This window comes from Agrobacterium sp. 22117 (assembly GCF_052045735.1).
Lineage (GTDB): Bacteria > Pseudomonadota > Alphaproteobacteria > Rhizobiales > Rhizobiaceae > Agrobacterium > Agrobacterium cavarae.
This window is the reverse complement of the sequence record NZ_JBQEPP010000001.1, coordinates 77,559-91,841: the sequence shown is the minus strand read 5'-3', so window position 1 is coordinate 91,841 and position 14,283 is coordinate 77,559. Positions and strand designations below refer to the sequence as shown.

Sequence of the window (14,283 nt, the reverse complement as noted above, 5' to 3'; positions counted from 1 at the left end):
TCAAATCAGTGACGATTACGGCTGTGTCGACGTGCCGTTGGTGTTCGGCGAAGCCGGAGCAGCGCCATTCACTGGCGGTGTAGCCGGAGCCGTTGGCGTCATCGGTGCCGGGGCCGGAGCCTGATCGCTGACAGCTGGCGGCGTCGTGGACGACGTCGTGGTCGGGTCTGTGGTGGACGGGCTGCTCATCTGCATCCAGATGAAACCGCCGACGAGCAGAACGACGATAATGGCTGCCCACGGTGCCCAGCCAGCGGACTTGCGATGGGTTTCGGGCGTTGTGCGCAGTTCAGGGCGGTCCGGACGAAGGTTCGGGTCGCGGGGCAGATTTGGATCAAAAGTCATGGTGTTTTCTCCTCTTCCAATGCGAAGAAAATGCACGTCTGCGTGAATGGTTCCTAAAATGCCAAAAAACGTAACTGTCAGCGCCTCGCCAGCTTGATAGCTCTCTCGAGAATATCACCGAATTGCGGGTGATCGCACTGCGACACGTTAAAGCGGATGAAGCTTGAAGCGGTGTCCGACTGACTGAATACATTGCCGGGTGCAAGAACCATATTCTCGGCAAGCGCGTGGCGCGCCACGTCGGCAGCATCGACCCCTAAAGGAAGCCGACACCAGAGGAATAGGCCCGCCTGCGGCTCTATCCAAGGCTCGATGCCCAGCTGTCGCAATGTCGGGATCAGGCTCGCTCTTGCTTTTGAAAGCCTTGCCTTCAACGCTTCCATATGCCGCCGGTAGCTTCCGTCTTTCAGGACTTCCAGCACCAGAGCCTCGGACATCTGGCTTCCGGCGAAATTGGAGGCGATCTTCATGTCGACCAGCGGGTCCAGCCATTCCTTACGGGTGACGATGTAGCCGCATCGGGCCGAGGCCGAGAGAGCCTTTGAGAAGCTTCCGATCTGGATGACGCGGTTCAGCGCATCGAAGGCGGCAAGCCTCGGCGCTTTGGTGATCTCGAAATCGGCAAAAATATCGTCTTCGATAATCGTGAGGCCCGCACGCTCCGACAGCATCAGCAGGCGGTGGGCGTTGACGGGTGAGAGAACGGCGCCGGTCGGGTTGTGGATCGCCGAATTGGTGATGTAGAGCCTTGGACGATGCTCTTCCAATGCGCGCTCGAAAAGCGCGACATCCGGCCCGTCTGCCGTGTAGGGCACCCCGATCACCTTGACCCGGTGGGCGCGCAGCAAGGCATGGAAATTGAAGTAGCAGGGGTCGTCGACCAACACGGTCTGGCCGGGCTCCAACAGGAAGCGGCAGATCATGTCGATCGCCTGCGTTCCGGAATCCACCAGCAGGATTTGATCGGCCCCGACCACCAGACCGGATTCGGCCATCCGCCGCGCCAGAAGCTGGCGAAGCGGCAGCAGCCCGAGCGGCGTCCCGTAATCCGTCAGAACGTCGGCATTGGCGCGCGAGAGCGTGCGGAGCGCCTTGCGCAACGCCTCTTCCGGCATCCATGAGGGCGGCAGCCATCCGCAGCCGGGCATGGCAAAACCCTGTCCGCCTTCCAGTGCCAGCCTTGATACCCAGAAGGGATCGACCTGTCTGTCGAGCTTCGGCCCGATCTCCGCAAGCGAAAGCGGCGCCAGCTGACTGGCCACATAAAACCCAGACCCCGGACGTGAGCGGATTGCCCCCTCGGCCACCAGCCTCTCATAGGCTTCCACCACGGTGGAAGTGGAGACCGTCAGCGCTTTTGCCAGCGCTCTGACGGAGGGAAGTTTCGCACCCGGCGTCAATAGACGCGCGGCGATGCGACGACGGATTTCCCCCATCACCGCATCGATGCGGGGCGATGCACTCTCCACTCGCCTTGGCGCCAGATCCATCTGTCCTGCTCATCCAACCATAACAGTTTTGCCGAACTGTATGTGACTGTTTCTGGCGGCGCCAGGGATTTCGCGACATAGAGCTCAAAAAGGAGTGACGACATGAACAAGGTGTCGAGCGGCTGGTTGAGCGGCTTCATCGGAGTATTGATTTTTAGCGGGTCGCTGCCGGCCACACGCCTTGCGGTGACGGGTTTCGATCCCCTCTTCCTGACACTCGCTCGCGCCAGTATCGCCGGGCTGCTGGGGGCGGCACTTCTTCTTGCTTTTCGCCAGGCAAGGCCGGCGCGAAACGACCTGGTATCGCTCGCAATCGTTTCGCTTGGCGTTGTCGTCGGCTTTCCGCTTTTAACCGCGCTTGCGCTGAAGCACGTCACGTCCGCTCACTCGATTGTATTTATCGGCCTTCTTCCCCTCGCCACCGCGATCTTTGCGGTGCTGCGTGGCGGCGAGCGGCCCCGCCTGGCCTTCTGGCTGTTCTCCTGCCTTGGCAGCCTGCTCGTGGCGGGCTTTGCTGTAAGCCTCAATGGCGCGGGAAATCTGACCGGCGACCTGCTGATGGTTGCAGCGGTTCTTGTTTGTGGCTTGGGTTATGCGGAAGGTGCCGCGCTTTCGCGCCGCCTTGGCGGCTGGCAGGTGATTTCCTGGGCGCTGGTCATTTCATTGCCGGTCATGTTGCCGCTGGCGCTTTTTTCCATGCCCTCCACATGGAGCGGCATTACCGCACCGGCCTGGGGCGGATTGGCTTACGTCTCGCTTTTCAGCATGCTGATCGGTTTCATCTTCTGGTATCGCGGGTTGGCGCTCGGCGGCATTGCCGCCGTCGGTCAACTCCAACTGCTGCAACCGTTTTTCGGTCTGTTGCTGGCTGCCACATTGCTCGGCGAGCCCGTCAGTCTCGCCATGCTGGCAGTCACGCTCGGCGTGGTCGCCTGCGTGGCGGGCGCGCGGAAGTTTGCGAAATAGACAGGAGCATCAACCGTTGCCGCCGCGACCGATCCAGCGGTGCCAGTCTTCTTCTCTGCCGTTAAAGACATTGAGATCGATCTTGCCTTCGACGCCATGCGAAAGTCCGGAACCGGAATATTGCCAGAACAGCCACTTGCGGTCCGGGTAGACGCGCGATGGATGCTGGGCCACTGCACGCAGCCAGAAGGGGTAGTCGCGCAGCTCACCGGACAGGTGATCCTTGTAGAAATCCGGTGCGGTATAGATGATCGGGCGCTTGCCGTAATGGCGCTCGAGCCTGTCCATGAAGACCTGCATCTTTTCCAGCACCTGGGCGCGGGAAAGCCGCATCTTGCAGGAGGATTCGCCGTTATATTCGACGTCGATCACCGGCGGCAGCGCGTCGGGATCTCTCGGCACGTTGCGAATGAACCAGTCCGCCTGATGGCTTGCCGGACGGCACCAATAGAAGAAGTGATAAGCGCCGCGGCGAACACCCGCCGCCTTTGCGCGCTCCCAGTTCGTCCGGAACATCGGGTCCAGATGGTCACCGCCATCGGTTGCCTTGATGAAGGCGAAGTTGGCGCCGCGCGTTCTCAAACGCTCCCAGTCGATATTGGCCTGCCAGCGCGAGACATCGACGCCGTGAACTTCAAAATGTTTCGGCTGAACCCTGCCGAAATTGATCGGCTTGGCGTCGGAAAACGCCGGGCGAAACACGCGCGAGCGCGCGGACGATCCCGCACTCATGGCAACACTGCCAGCCATAGCCAGTTGGACCGGTCTGTCCTGAGGAAGATTGACGCGGGCCTGGGGAACGACGGGAGGTGCTATGATCGGCTCTGGCCGCTGCTGCGTCGACATCTGCTTGTCAACGGCCGCGAAAGCGGGCGAGCCCGCCGGCATCGGTCCGCCCCATGCCAGGACTTCCTGATGCTGCTTGGTGTTGAGAGCCACTCTCTGATCGGTCTGTCCCACGCTGGCCTGCGGAACCGGGGCGGAAGGCGTAACGGAATTCGTCACCTCCTTCGAAGGCAGACCCGCCACCAGGGCGTCCGGCCCGGAATTGGAGGTACAGCCCGTAAGAGATAGGCAGGCGAGAACAAAAGCTGGCACTGTCGATCGACGCATGAGAACCCGTACGCAAAACAAAATCGGGACGTGCGCAACTGCCGCCGGTCCTGATAACCAAAAGGTATGACTAACGGGAAATTATCAAAAAAGACTGAATCCAATCTTTACGACAGGACGGACCTTATGCAGGTAAAAAGCGGCATGCCTCAACTCTGCGTGAAAAGTCCGTCATCTAAAGTGTTTCGCGATCTTTCAGATGCGCTCATACGCTTTGGGCACTTGTTCCACAGCATGTCGTTGTCACAAAACCGATGCACGCTTTTGCGTGGACCATGCTTTAACGGATGAACAGCCGGTTCCGCTGGGTCAGTTGCCCATCAGGATATCAAGAAGCGTCGTCTGCTTTGGCCCGTTCTGTCGCGGTGGTGCGCCTCCGCCGATATCCGCAGGCGGTACCGGTCCACCTGATTGCTGAGGCGGATAGGCTTGCTGCGGATACTCCGACGGTGGTGCCGGCACCGTGCCTGCGGTTTGCTCCGCACCCACGGGTGCGGGCGGATAATCCGTCGGCGTTGGGGCAGAGCCGCCGCCCAGCGCATTGGAGATGATATCGCCGATCGTCGCTGGAGCCTGGGGGCTTTGCGCCATGGGTTGGCCGATTTCCTGCCCGCCATAGGCCCCAAGCCCAAAGAGCGGTGATGGCGACAGGCCACTGTGCGCCGCTGTCATGAATTCCTTCCAGGCCTTGGCCGGCAAGCCGCCGCCCGTCACCTTTTTCATCGACGTGCCGTCATCATTGCCGAACCAGACACCGGTGGTCAGCTGGCTGGTGTAGCCGACGAAAAGCGCATCCCGGAAAGACTGCGTCGTGCCGGATTTGCCCGCCGCCTGCCAACCTTTGAGACGCGCAGCCTTGCCGGTGCCCTCATTGATGACGCCGGTCAGCATGCCGTTCATCGTCGCGGCGATGCCCTCATCCAGAACGCGGGGTGGGTTGTCGTATTTATTCTCGTATAGAACCTTGCCGTCGGCATCGGTGATGCGCTTGACGATATGCGGCGTTGCCTTGAAACCGCCATTCATCATCGGCGCGTAGGCAGAGGTCAGCTCCAGCAACGACACTTCGGACGTGCCGAGCGCAATCGAGGCATTGGCCTGAAGGTCGGATTCGATGCCCATCCGGTGCGCCACCTGCGTGACCTTGTTGGGACCGACCTCCATGACGAGTTGGGCGGCAATCGTGTTCAGCGAATTGGCGATCGCGGTGGCAAGCGTCACTTCGCCGCGATATTTCTGATCGTAATTTTCCGGCGTCCAGTTGCCGATCCGGACCGGCGCATCGTTGCGCACCGAGTTGGGTGTCAGGCCGGATTCGAGAGCGGCAATATAAACGAAGGGCTTGAAGGCGGAGCCTGGCTGGCGCTTGGCCTTGGTGGCGCGGTTGAACTGGCTTTCGGCATAGTCGGCACCGCCGACGACGGCGCGGACCGCACCCGAGCCGTCCATCGATACGAGCGCGGCCTGCGACGCTCCGAGCTTCTTGCCTTCGCTCTTCAGCACGTCGTTGAGCGCCTTCTCGGCATCCTTCTCAAGATTGAGGTCGATCGTGGTGTCGATCGTCAGATCCTGCTTCACGTCGCCGATCAGACTTTTGACCTCATCCATGACCATGTCGGCCGCGTAGTGCTCCGCACCCGACCAGAAGCGCTTCGCCTTGGTGGGCGGCTGAGACATGGCGGTCTTGATTTCGTCTTCCGAGATGAAGCCGACATCGCGCATAGACTGCAGCACCACCTGCGCACGCTCTTCAGCTGCTTGCGGGTCACGCGCAGGAGACAGGCGCGACGGCGCCTTCAGGAGCCCTGCCAGCATCGCGGCTTCACCAAGGTTCACGTCACGTGCCGACTTGTTGAAGTATCGGCGCGAGGCGGCCTCGACGCCATAGGCGTTCGAACCGAAATAGACGCGGTTCAGATACATCGCGAGGATCTGGTCCTTGGTGTATTTCTGCTCCAGCCAGATGGCGAGCAGCGCTTCCTGAATCTTGCGCTCCAGCGTCTGCTCCGGAGAGAGGAACAGGTTCTTGGCCAATTGCTGCGTCAGGGTCGAGCCGCCCTGAACCGTGCGGCCATGCAGAAGATTGGTGACCACAGCGCGCCCGAGGCCCAACGGATCGACGCCGAAATGGGAGTAGAAACGCCGATCCTCGATGGCAATCACGGCCTGCGGGATATAGGGCGACATGTCCTCAAGCGACAAAGCCTCGCCGCCCGTGGTGCCTCTATTGGCCAGAACCGTGCCGTCGACGGCGACGATCTTCAGGTTCGGCGGGCGTTCAGGAATGGCCCACGTGCTGGCGCTCGGCATGCGTGCGCCATAATAGATGACGACGCCAGCCACCGCGATGCCGCCCCAGATACCAAGCACGATGCACCAGTAGAAAATCCTGCGGAAAAAGCCGGTAATGCCGCCGCGCTCGCGCGTCTCACGTCTTGATTTCGATTTCGAAGGCTTGCTTCCGCGCTTTTTCGACGGCGGTGCATCGGAGGGACCAGACTTCCGGCCACCACCATTGGTGCCGGCAACGCGATCACTGGCATCAAGACGCAGGTCGTCGCCGGAATCGTGAAAATCCCCAAAAGAAGGTTCAACTCTCTGGCGTGATTTTCCACTACCTGCCATCTGTCAGAAACTGCTCCGTGATCATGATGCCGCGACGGACATGCTGTCATTCAACACATGTCCCGTTGAAGCTTAAATGCGGCGATTTAAGGTGGCGTTAAGGCGCAGAGCCCCTCACATTGGCGTCACCGCGCCCCCGCTTATTGGCAGACGTCGACCCATTCGGCCTTTGTCAATTGCACCAGGCGCTCGGGCGAGATGCGCACCGCGGCATTGATGGCACCCGCTGCAGGAACGACCTCGGCGTAATTTTTGAGCGACACATCGCAATAGACCGGTAGATCGGATGGCAGGCCGAAAGGGCAGACACCACCAACGGGATGGCTCGTCACCTTAACCACCTCTTCGGCGCCCAGCATGCGCGGCTTTGCAGCAAATCGATCCCTGAATTTGCGATTGTCGAGCCGCTTCATACCGGCCGTCACTACCAGCAGAATGTTATCGCCCGCCTTGAGGCAAATGGTCTTGGCAATCCGATCGGGATCGACGCCATGCGCTTCGGCTGCCAGCGCCACTGTTGCGGAACTGGTCTCGGTCTCCAGCACCTTGATCTCTGGGGCATGGGTGGCGAAAAAATCTTGGACGGAACGAAGGCTCATGCGCAATCTTTAGGCGCACTTGATGCTGAAGGCAATGGGACTGGCCCTAGCTATGCATTTTACGCAATGCTGCGCTGCAATGATATGTCTGTTTTCGAACGGGAACTCCTGTATCTTACAAGCATCGAAGCGACGCACTCCTCCTCCCAGCGTCGCCCGATTGGACTGACAGCACTCCTCCTCCCAGTTGTCAGTCAGTTTTAAAAACCCGGCGCACCTCCTCCCGCGCCGGGTTTTTTATTGCCTGAACGGCGACCTCCCGCACGCAGACCATCATTCGACGCGCCGGAATTTCGTCTTGAAGAGCGCGATTTTGTCCTTGCGCATTCAGAGTGCTGCGAACGGCTCTACTGAAAATCGTCCGTGAGATTTGTCGCAAAACCATGCTTGAGGGAAACTTGACTTATTTGCTTCCTCGCCCTACTTCTCTCGCATCGATATTTGTTTGACGACCAGAGCTTCGGCGTTCCAAAGACGCACAGACGATCTTTCTTTCCTTCAAATTCGACCAACACCGCGCTGATTCTCAGCGCAAAAGTAATATGCCAACGGAAGGAACTCGTTATGGCTACTGGTACAGTTAAGTGGTTCAACGCAACCAAGGGCTACGGCTTCATTCAGCCTGATGACGGCGCACAGGACGTGTTCGTACACATCTCTGCAGTCGAGCGCGCTGGCATGAGCGGTCTCAAGGACGGTCAGAAGATCTCCTACGAACTCGTTCAGGACCGTCGTTCTGGCAAGATGTCTGCCGACAGCATCGTTGCTGCCTAATTACGATTTGGCTGGTTCGTCCAGCCTGTCAGTTGAAAAGCCGGGACCTCGCGTTCCGGCTTTTTATTTTTAGAGCGCCCCTCGTCCTACTGGACGCACGGCGCTCTATCTTCTTTGACTTACGCATCGTGCTTTCCGAAAATCGAGTCCGATTTTCAGGCCGATGCTGTAATGCCCGTTACAATTAATCTCGGGCTGGCCTTGTAAAAGACATGATGCGCACCGATATAGGGTTCATCAGTGTTACAGCAGTTCCCGATGAGGCTTTGATGAGCCGCCGCGTTGTACCCTCGTTAATGAAAAATTAACCTAGGCGCGCAATGATGAAAGGGAAGACATGAGCGACAGCCAAAAAGCTGGCGCCGTGCTGAGACACATACCGTTTTGCACTTTGACCACGGATGTACTGGCACTGATCGCACAAACGGAAATGAAAGGTCGGGCTTGCCCGGCCTTTTTGTTTTTTGGGCTTAGTTTCCCGTGGAGCAGTGCCGCTAACGCGCGGCACCGCCTTTTCCCAACCTCGATTACTTCGCACTCAAGGCCGACAGAACCCGCACCCAAGAGCGCGTGCCCTTGTGGAAGGACTTCAACTCGTACTTCTCATTGGGCGAGTGAATGCGGTCGTCGGTGAGGCCGAAGCCAATCATCAGCGAATCCATGCCAAGCATCTTCTGGAAGTCGCCGACAATCGGGATCGACCCGCCCATGCCGATGACGACAGCAGGCTTTGCCCATTCATCCGAGAGCGCCGACTTTGCCTTGGTCAAGGCCGGCGAATCATACGACAGATGGATGGCCGGTGAGCCGCCGTGCTCGTGGAACTCGACCGAGCAATCCGCCGGGATCTTCGAGCGCACATAGGCGCGGAAGCTTTCGCGGATCGCAGCCGGGTCCTGGCGGCCGACGAGGCGGAAGGAGACCTTTGCAGAGGCTTTGGCAGCGATGACGGTCTTGAAGCCCTCGCCTGTATAACCGCCGGTGATGCCGTTGACTTCCGCCGTCGGGCGCGCCCAGGTCAGTTCGAGGACGGAGCGTCCCTTCTCACCTGCTGGAATGGACAGCCCGACTTCACCGAGGAAGGATTCGGCTGTTCGGCCGAGGTTGTCCCAGGATGCCTTGATGTTGGCGGGTGTTTCCTCAACGCCATCGTAGAAGCCGGGCAAGGTCACGCGTCCCGTCTCATCATGCAGACCGGCGAGAATATCGGTCAGAATATGGATCGGGTTTGCGGCAGCACCACCGAAGAGGCCGGAATGCAGATCGCGATCGGCAGCGGTGATGACGATTTCCTCACCGACGAGGCCGCGCAGTGCCGCGGCAATCGCGGGCGTCTCGTGATCCCACATGCTGGTGTCGCAGACCAGAGCGTAATCGGCTTTCAACTCACTCGAGTTTGCGTCCAGGAATGGCTTGAGCGACGGCGAACCGGATTCCTCTTCGCCTTCGAAGAGGATGGTGACGCGGATCGGCAGCGATCCGCTGACCTGCTTATAGGCCCGGCACGCCTCGACGAAGGTCATCAACTGGCCCTTGTCATCCGACGTTCCACGGCCCGAAATCACCTGTCGACCCTCGCCGATATCTTTCAGCTTGGCATCGAAGGGATCGTCCTGCCACAGATCGATCGGATCGACAGGCTGAACGTCGTAATGGCCGTAAAACAGCACATGCGGCGCGTCGGCGGTTGCGCCATCATGATGCGCGACGACCATGGGGTGACCGGCGGTATCACGGATCGACGCGTCGAAACCGATGCTCGTCAGATCGCGCACCAGCCACTCGGCGGCCTTGCGGCATTCCGCCTTATAGGCTGGATCGGTGGAGATGGACTTGATGCGGACGAGTTCAAAAAGTCTCTCAAGGCTGGAGGGAAGATTGTCGTCAACCGCCGAGAGAACCGGGGAAATATCTGTCATTGCATGATCCTGTCATGTCTGGCCTGTCACGTGTGGAGCGCCAGTCATCATTTCACTGAGCAAGGCGGGTTCCACCTCTTTAAATCTCCGCAAAGGCGTGACGACGACAGCAATGGTCATCGCGCCAATGCGCCAGATGGCAGGACGATAGAGCAAATACGAGACGGTTTCGAGCCGGAAAACTTACTTTTCCGATTTAGCCACGCTGATGGCGCGGCTCATATATTCCAGCAGCAATTGCCGCTCGAACTTCAACAGATCCTTGAGAAGCGCCTCTTCCGTTTCTTTCGATGCAGCAATGGCGGCCTCTTCAAGCGCGGCACCTTTTTCCGTCAATGTGATGATCTGCGAACGGCGATCTGTCGGGTGAGGTTGGCGCTTAATCAGCCCGTCACGCGCCATGCGCGCCAGCGTGTTGGCAAGTGTCGCCTGTTCGATGTCGACCCTGTCCAGCAATTGGCGCTGCGTCAGCCCGTCCTCCTGCCAGAGTTCCAGCAGGACAGGAAATTGGCCGGGCGAGAAGCCGAGGCCACCGGCACGCTTCAGCAGAGCCTGGGAAAAACCCTTGGCCAGTTGCGCCGCGAGATAGGCTGCAGAGTCCTGTCGAGAAAATCCCATCGGGCACATCGTCCGGATCATTTACATATCGTGCGATGTAGACGGTCATGCTTTCGCGAGGCATGCGGGTAGAACCATTTGCGCAAAAGAAAACCGCCATGACCGGGAGGGGACGGTCATGGCGGCATATTGAGGGACAAAGGCCCGGAGAGGGGGAAAGGCCTTTGTCCGGTCTGACGCGGCGGGGGACGAGCCAGCTATCAGACTACGGCGTGATCAGTCGCCGTCCTCTAAGAAATGAGGCCGCAAATGCGGCTTTTCAAGGGAACATCGAATTACAAATCGGTAACGTTCCGGTGAGATTACTGGGCGTCATTTTGACGCTTCTGTCGAAGCCAGATTGCCACTGTCAGCGTTCCGCCTGTCAGCGCCGCGATCCAAACAAAATCCATCACCATGCGGCCCGCAGCGCTGTCGGCATGCGCCGCGACGATGACGACAAAGGCGGCGAGCAGTGCTGCATCCGAGAACTGAAATCTCGCAACCGCCTTGAAATCCGCGTCCTCCAGGGAGCTATCCTGGAAGTGCGCCCGAAGCCCTTTTGTCGCAAGAAGGTAGAGGGGAACGATGGCTACTTTGCCACGGTCACCGCAGCCTGATCGCCGAGGTACCAGGACGTTGCAGCCACACCTGCCATCAGGGTGATCGAAACGAGCCACGCTGTTGCGGGCGGCATCCTGCGCATGAAGAACCTCGCGAGACCATGGAAGAAACTTGCTGGGTACTTAAGGGCAACGATAGACCTTTCTGCCGTGTCGCGCTATCCATGCTTCCCATGAAAAAAGGCGATCATCTCTTCCTCGTGGACGGCTCCGGTTTCATTTTCCGCGCCTTCCATGCCATCCCTCCGCTCAACCGCAAATCCGATGGATTGCCGGTCAACGCCGTGTCCGGCTTCTGCAACATGCTGTGGAAGCTGTTGAAGGATGCGCGCAACACCGATGTGGGGGTGACGCCAACGCATTTCGCGGTGATCTTCGACTATTCCTCCAAGACCTTCCGCAACGAGCTGTACGACCTCTACAAGGCCAATCGCTCGGCGCCGCCGGAAGATCTCGTTCCGCAATTCGGTCTGATCCGCCACGCGACCCGCGCCTTCAATCTTCCCTGCATCGAGACCGAAGGTTTCGAGGCCGACGACATCATCGCCACCTATGCCCGCCAGGCAGAGGCGATCGGTGCGGATGTCACCATCATCTCCTCCGACAAGGACCTGATGCAGCTCGTCACGCCCAATGTGCATATGTACGACGCGATGAAGGACAAGCAGATCGGCGTTCCGGACGTCATCGAAAAATGGGGTGTACCGCCGGAAAAGATGATCGACCTGCAGGCGATGACCGGCGATTCCACCGACAATATTCCGGGCATTCCCGGCATCGGGCCGAAAACGGCAGCGCAGCTGCTGGAAGAATATGGCAACCTCGATACGCTGTTGGAGCGCGCAGGCGAAATCAAGCAGCAGAAGCGCCGCGAAAACATCATTGCCAATGCGGAGCTGGCGCGCCTCTCCCGCCAGCTCGTTTCGCTCCGCACCGACGTGCCGCTGGAGTTAGCGCTGGATGCGCTGACACTTGAAGTCCAGGACGGACCGAAGCTGATTGCCTTCCTGAAAGCGATGGAATTCACCACGCTCACCCGCCGCGTCGCAGAGGCGACCGGTGCGGACGCGTCTGCCATCGAAGCCGCTCATGTTCCGGTCGAGCGCGGGGCGGAAGCCCACGGACCAGATCTCGATGCTGGCACCGATAAGGGCAGCGATTCTCCATCCGTTCCGCTTGGCGAAGCCTCGGTGTCGGATGTCGGTGCCGTGCTGTCCAAGACGGAAGGCGATACGCCACAGGAGCTTGCCTCCGCGCGCGAGACGATCTTTGCCGCCGCCAAGATCGATACGACCGCTTACCAGACGATCCGCTCAATCGAGGAACTGGATCGCTGGGTCGCCATGGCGCGCGAGACCGGCGTCGTCGCCTTCGATACCGAGACAACTTCGCTCGACCCGATGACGGCGGAGCTTGTCGGCTTTTCGCTTGCGATTGCCGATAACAGCAAGAATGCCAGCGGCTCGGACATCATCGCCGCCTATGTGCCGCTCACCCACAAGACCGGCTCTGGCGGCGATCTCTTCAGCGACGGCATCAAGCTGGCGCCGGACCAGATCACCTTCGATCTGGCACTTTCGCGGCTGAAAGACCTGCTGGAAGACCCAGCCGTTTTGAAAGTGGCGCAGAACCTCAAATATGATTACCTGCTGGTCAAGCGCCTCGGCATCGTGATGCAGAGCTATGACGACACGATGCTGCTCTCCTACGTGCTGGAAGCCGGCAAAGGCGCGCATGGTATGGACGCGCTTTCCGAGCGCTGGCTTGGCCACAAGCCGATCGCCTACAAGGATGTTGCGGGCTCCGGAAAATCCGGCGTTACCTTCGACTTCGTCGATATCGACAAGGCCACCGCTTACGCTGCCGAAGATGCCGATGTGACGCTGCGCCTATGGATGGTGCTGAAACCCCGCCTCGTCGCCGACCGTCTGACCACTGTCTATGAGCGACTGGAACGACCACTGGTGCCAGTGCTCGCCCATATGGAAGAGCGCGGCATATCCGTCGACCGGCAAATCCTGTCGCGGCTTTCCGGCGAGCTGGCGCAGAAGGCTGCCGCCTTCGAGGACGAGATCTACGAACTGGCGGGCGAGAAATTCAATATCGGCTCGCCAAAGCAGCTGGGCGATATCCTGTTTGGCAAAATGGGGCTGCCCGGCGGTTCCAAGACGAAGACCGGACAGTGGTCGACCTCCGCCTCCGTCTTGGAAGACCTTGCTGCCGAAGGCATGGAACTGCCGCGCAAGATCGTTGACTGGCGCCAGCTGACCAAGCTGAAATCCACCTATACGGATGCGCTGCCCGGCTATATCCATGCGGATACCAAGCGCGTCCACACCTCCTATTCGCTGGCATCGACCACGACTGGTCGCCTTTCCTCGTCGGAACCGAACCTTCAGAACATTCCGGTGCGCACGATGGAAGGGCGCAAGATCAGGACCGCCTTCATTTCCACGCCCGGCAACAAGCTTCTTTCGGCCGACTACAGTCAGATCGAATTGCGTGTGCTGGCGCATGTCGCCGATATCCCGCAGTTGAGAAATGCCTTCGAGAACGGCATCGATATTCATGCGATGACAGCATCGGAGATGTTCGGTGTGCCGGTGGAAGGCATGCCATCGGAAGTGCGTCGCCGCGCCAAGGCGATCAATTTCGGCATCATCTACGGCATTTCGTCTTTCGGTCTTGCCAATCAGCTCAGCATCGGCCGCTCTGAAGCGGGTGAGTATATCAAGAAATACTTCGAGCGCTTCCCCGGCATTCGCGACTATATGGAAAACACGAAGGCCTATGCCCGCGAGCATGGCTATGTCGAGACCATCTTCGGCCGCCGCATTCACTACCCGGAAATCAAGTCGTCCAACCCGTCGGTAAGGGCATTCAACGAGCGCGCAGCGATCAATGCGCCGATCCAGGGGTCTGCGGCCGATATTATCCGCCGGGCGATGATCCGCATGGAACCGGCACTAGAGCAGGCGAAACTCTCCGCCCGCATGCTGCTTCAGGTGCATGACGAACTGATCTTCGAGGTCGAAGACAGCGAAATCGAAAAGACGCTGCCTGTGGTCGTCTCCATCATGGAAAACGCCGCCATGCCGGCCATCGACATGAGGGTGCCGCTCCAAGTGGATGCCCGGGCCGCCAGCAACTGGGACGAGGCGCACTAAAGCGCCGTGCGTCCTATTGGACACAGGAAGGCCGCTCTAACTTTTTGAACCGAAAATCGGGTCCG

General features: G+C 59.3%; 11 protein-coding genes. 4 read left to right on the top strand and 7 right to left on the bottom strand.

Features of this window, described 5'->3' with window-relative positions; all coding sequences use genetic code 11:
* Positions 1-15: 15 nt before the first annotated feature.
* Both ACTJKV_RS00445 and ACTJKV_RS00440 read right to left on the bottom strand, forming a co-directional pair.
* On the bottom strand, positions 16-345 hold the full coding sequence (locus ACTJKV_RS00445; RefSeq protein WP_062443225.1) for a hypothetical protein: 330 nt from the start codon (positions 343-345) through the stop codon (positions 16-18).
* Positions 346-422: 77 nt separating this feature from the next.
* On the bottom strand, positions 423-1,835 hold the full coding sequence (locus tag ACTJKV_RS00440; protein WP_274101040.1) for an aminotransferase-like domain-containing protein: 1,413 nt from the start codon (positions 1,833-1,835) through the stop codon (positions 423-425).
* A 102-nt stretch (positions 1,836-1,937) separates the two neighbouring features.
* Between ACTJKV_RS00440 and ACTJKV_RS00435 the strand changes: the two genes are divergently transcribed.
* Positions 1,938-2,801 carry a DMT family transporter gene (locus ACTJKV_RS00435; RefSeq protein ID WP_274101041.1) on the top strand — a complete coding sequence of 288 codons (864 nt, stop codon included), beginning with the start codon at positions 1,938-1,940 and terminating at the stop codon, positions 2,799-2,801.
* Between the two features lie 9 nt (positions 2,802-2,810).
* Here the strand turns inward: ACTJKV_RS00435 and ACTJKV_RS00430 are convergent, their stop codons facing one another.
* The 3 genes from ACTJKV_RS00430 to ACTJKV_RS00420 all read right to left on the bottom strand — a co-directional run bounded on the left by ACTJKV_RS00430 (position 2,811) and on the right by ACTJKV_RS00420 (position 7,138).
* A complete protein-coding gene (locus tag ACTJKV_RS00430; RefSeq protein ID WP_062443233.1) occupies positions 2,811-3,914 on the bottom strand; it encodes a glycoside hydrolase family 25 protein in 1,104 nt (367 codons plus the stop codon).
* A gap of 309 nt (positions 3,915-4,223) precedes the next feature.
* Positions 4,224-6,539 (bottom strand): transglycosylase domain-containing protein, encoded by a 2,316-nt coding sequence (locus ACTJKV_RS00425; RefSeq protein ID WP_274101042.1) that lies wholly within the window; start codon positions 6,537-6,539, stop codon positions 4,224-4,226.
* Between the two features lie 140 nt (positions 6,540-6,679).
* Positions 6,680-7,138: a YbaK/EbsC family protein gene (locus ACTJKV_RS00420; RefSeq protein ID WP_274101043.1), complete on the bottom strand. Its 459-nt coding sequence runs from the start codon at positions 7,136-7,138 to the stop codon at positions 6,680-6,682.
* A gap of 564 nt (positions 7,139-7,702) precedes the next feature.
* Between ACTJKV_RS00420 and ACTJKV_RS00415 the strand changes: the two genes are divergently transcribed.
* Positions 7,703-7,912, top strand: a complete 210-nt coding sequence (locus tag ACTJKV_RS00415; protein WP_027674583.1) for a cold-shock protein — start codon at positions 7,703-7,705, stop codon at positions 7,910-7,912.
* A 527-nt stretch (positions 7,913-8,439) separates the two neighbouring features.
* Here the strand turns inward: ACTJKV_RS00415 and ACTJKV_RS00410 are convergent.
* Both ACTJKV_RS00410 and ACTJKV_RS00405 read right to left on the bottom strand, forming a co-directional pair.
* Entirely contained in the window at positions 8,440-9,831 is a 1,392-nt protein-coding gene (locus tag ACTJKV_RS00410; protein ID WP_274101044.1) for a M20/M25/M40 family metallo-hydrolase, read from the bottom strand.
* Positions 9,832-10,014: 183 nt separating this feature from the next.
* Positions 10,015-10,449 (bottom strand): MarR family winged helix-turn-helix transcriptional regulator, encoded by a 435-nt coding sequence (locus tag ACTJKV_RS00405; RefSeq protein WP_274101045.1) that lies wholly within the window; start codon positions 10,447-10,449, stop codon positions 10,015-10,017.
* Between the two features lie 296 nt (positions 10,450-10,745).
* On the opposite strand from ACTJKV_RS00405, the gene ACTJKV_RS00400 reads away from it, so the two are divergent.
* Positions 10,746-11,048 (top strand): hypothetical protein, encoded by a 303-nt coding sequence (locus ACTJKV_RS00400; RefSeq protein WP_440598378.1) that lies wholly within the window; start codon positions 10,746-10,748, stop codon positions 11,046-11,048.
* Between the two features lie 176 nt (positions 11,049-11,224).
* A complete protein-coding gene (gene polA, locus ACTJKV_RS00395; protein WP_440598377.1) occupies positions 11,225-14,218 on the top strand; it encodes a DNA polymerase I in 2,994 nt (997 codons plus the stop codon).
* Positions 14,219-14,283 lie beyond the last annotated feature (65 nt).